The sequence below is a fragment of the Pseudomonas sp. Sample_10 genome, from assembly GCF_004321495.1.
GTDB lineage: Bacteria > Pseudomonadota > Gammaproteobacteria > Pseudomonadales > Pseudomonadaceae > Aquipseudomonas.
The window spans coordinates 1-2,559 of the sequence record NZ_RCOE01000163.1 but is presented as its reverse complement, the minus strand read 5'-3'; the positions used below and the strand labels follow the sequence as shown (position 1 = coordinate 2,559).

The following is a 2,559-nucleotide window of genomic DNA, read 5'->3' as shown; positions in this document are numbered from 1 at the left end:
CTACAGGTTATCCACAGAGTGTGCCAACTGCGTCAGTACCAGCGCGCTTCACCGGGTGGGCGCTTCTTGAAGCGCTTCATGCTCCACATGTACTGGCTCGGATAAGCCCGCACATAGCGCTCGACGACCTGGCTCATGGCCGCGCAGGACTCTGCGGTGTCGGTGCTGTACATGGCCTCTGGCGCAGCTTCGAGGATCACTTTGTAACCCGAACCATCCGGCAGCCGCAGCGCATGCAGGAAAACGCCGACCGCTTTGCCGCCTGCGAGCATGTTCGGTACAAACTTGCTGGTCAGCGCCTGGGTGGCGAAGAACGGCACGAAGATCCCGGCGGATTCGGCCGGTTCCGGGTCAGCCGGAATGCCCACCGCACCACCTTTGCGCACTTCCTTGATGACGCTGAGGATGCCTTCCTTGGTCGAAGCGGCAACCTTGTTGCCCAATTGCACTCGCTGCTTTTGCAGCAATTCGTCCACCGCCTTCAATTTTGGCGGCCGATAGAAAATGATCGGCTTGCACTGGCTGCAATAGAAGTGGTTGAGCACTTCCCAGTTACCCAGATGGCTGGTGATGCCAACCACGCCCTTGCCCGACGCCAATGCGTCCTTCAAAACATCCAGCCCTTCTACCTCGCGCACCAGATCGATCGAGCGCTGGGCCGGCCAGATCCAGGCGCAGGCGCTTTCAGTCAGGGATTTGCCGATGTCTTTCAGGCTTTGGCCGACCAGCCGCTCACGTTCGGCGGGGTCCATGTCCGGAAAGCACTTGGCGAGGTTGATCCGTACGACATCGCGGGAGCGGTTCGGGGTTTTCCACATGACCCAGCCGATCGCCGAGCCCACGGCCTGCACGGCCCGCCACGGGAGCAGGGCAAACAGCCGCAGAGCGCCTACCAGCAAGGCGCCTTTAAACTTATCCACAGGTCACTCCTGATTTTGTGCTGTGCGCGAGGCGGTCATTCTAACCGCCGTTCGCCAGCATCGCGTAACGATCGCAATCCTTGGTGTGGTCCATGACCATGCCGCTGGCCTGCATCAAGGCGTAGCAAATGGTCGGCCCGACAAAGGTGAAACCGGCTTTTTTCAGGCCTTTGCTCATTTCCACGGCGGTCGGCGTCACGGCGGGGACTTCACTGCGATCCCTGAAATGGTTGATCACGGGCTTGCCTCCGACAAAGGACCAGAGAAACTCCACCGGGTCCTCCAGCGCCAGCCAGGCCTGGGCGTTGCGCCGGGCCGCATTGAGTTTGAGGCGATTGCGAATGATCCCCGGATCGAGCATCAATTCATCGATTTCCGCGTCGCTCATCTGCGCCACGCGCTGCACGTCAAAACCGAACATCACCTGTCGGTAATGCTCGCGTTTGCGCAGCACGGTGATCCAGGAAAGGCCGGCCTGGAACCCTTCGAGCAAAAGCAACTCGAACAAACCCTGCGCATCGCGTAGCGGCGTGCCCCACTCCTGATCGTGATAAGCCATGTACAGCGGATCTTCGGTACACCAAAAGCAGCGTGGCATAAGGCTCCAGGGGGCGTGCGCAGCAACGAATCGGGTATACTCCCGCTCTTTAAATCGCAGCCCAAGAAACAGGTGAATTTCGTGAGCCAGCCTACGCCAGCCGTGCGTACCTTCCAAGACTTGATCCTCGCCCTCCAGCAATACTGGGCCGAGCAAGGTTGTGTGGTACTTCAGCCCTACGATATGGAAGTAGGCGCCGGCACTTTCCACACCGCAACATTCCTGCGCGCCATTGGCCCGGAAACCTGGAACGCCGCCTACGTGCAGCCTAGCCGTCGCCCGACTGACGGCCGCTACGGCGAAAACCCGAACCGTCTGCAGCACTACTACCAGTTCCAGGTGGTCCTGAAGCCGAACCCGGACAACTTCCAGGAACTGTACCTGGGCTCCCTCAAGCACGTCGGCCTGGACCCGCTGGTCCACGACATCCGTTTCGTTGAAGACAACTGGGAATCGCCGACCCTCGGCGCCTGGGGTCTGGGCTGGGAAGTCTGGCTCAACGGCATGGAAGTGACCCAGTTCACTTACTTCCAGCAAGCGGGCGGCATCGAATGCTACCCGGTGACCGGCGAGATCACCTACGGTCTCGAACGTCTGGCCATGTACCTGCAAGGCGTGGACTCGGTCTACGACCTGGTCTGGGCTGACGGTCCGTTCGGCAAGGTGACCTACGGCGACGTGTTCCACCAGAACGAAGTGGAACAGTCGACCTACAACTTCGAACACGCCAACGTCGAGAAGCTGTTCGAGCTGTTCGATTTCTACGAAAGCGAAGCCAAGCGCCTGATCGAGCTCGACCAGCCGCTGCCGTTGCCGAGCTACGAAATGGTGTTGAAGGCTTCCCATACCTTCAACCTGCTGGATGCGCGCCGGGCCATCTCGGTGACCGCGCGTCAGCAATACATTCTGCGTGTGCGCACCCTGGCGCGTTCCGTTGCGCAAGCCTACCTGCTGGCTCGCGCCAAGCTGGGCTTCCCGATGGCGACCCCGGACCTGCGTGACGAAGTACTGGCCAAGCTGGAGGCTGCACAATGAGTGCTC

At 60.4% G+C, this 2,559-nt stretch carries 3 protein-coding genes; 1 reads left to right on the top strand and 2 read right to left on the bottom strand.

Annotated features, from left to right (window positions below):
- Nucleotides 1-32: 32 nt before the first annotated feature.
- Both D8U18_RS16330 and tag read right to left on the bottom strand, forming a co-directional pair.
- Nucleotides 33-920 (bottom strand): lysophospholipid acyltransferase, encoded by an 888-nt coding sequence (locus D8U18_RS16330; RefSeq protein WP_056854250.1) that lies wholly within the window; start codon nt 918-920, stop codon nt 33-35.
- A gap of 40 nt (nt 921-960) precedes the next feature.
- The gene (gene tag / locus D8U18_RS16325) at nt 961-1,518 is read right to left on the bottom strand and encodes a DNA-3-methyladenine glycosylase I (RefSeq protein WP_131108010.1); all 558 of its coding nucleotides are present in this window, start codon (nt 1,516-1,518) and stop codon (nt 961-963) included.
- Between the two features lie 81 nt (nt 1,519-1,599).
- On the opposite strand from tag, the gene glyQ reads away from it, so the two are divergent.
- Nucleotides 1,600-2,553: a glycine--tRNA ligase subunit alpha gene (gene glyQ / locus D8U18_RS16320; protein WP_003213601.1), complete on the top strand. Its 954-nt coding sequence runs from the start codon at nt 1,600-1,602 to the stop codon at nt 2,551-2,553.
- Nucleotides 2,554-2,559: the final 6 nt, after the last annotated feature.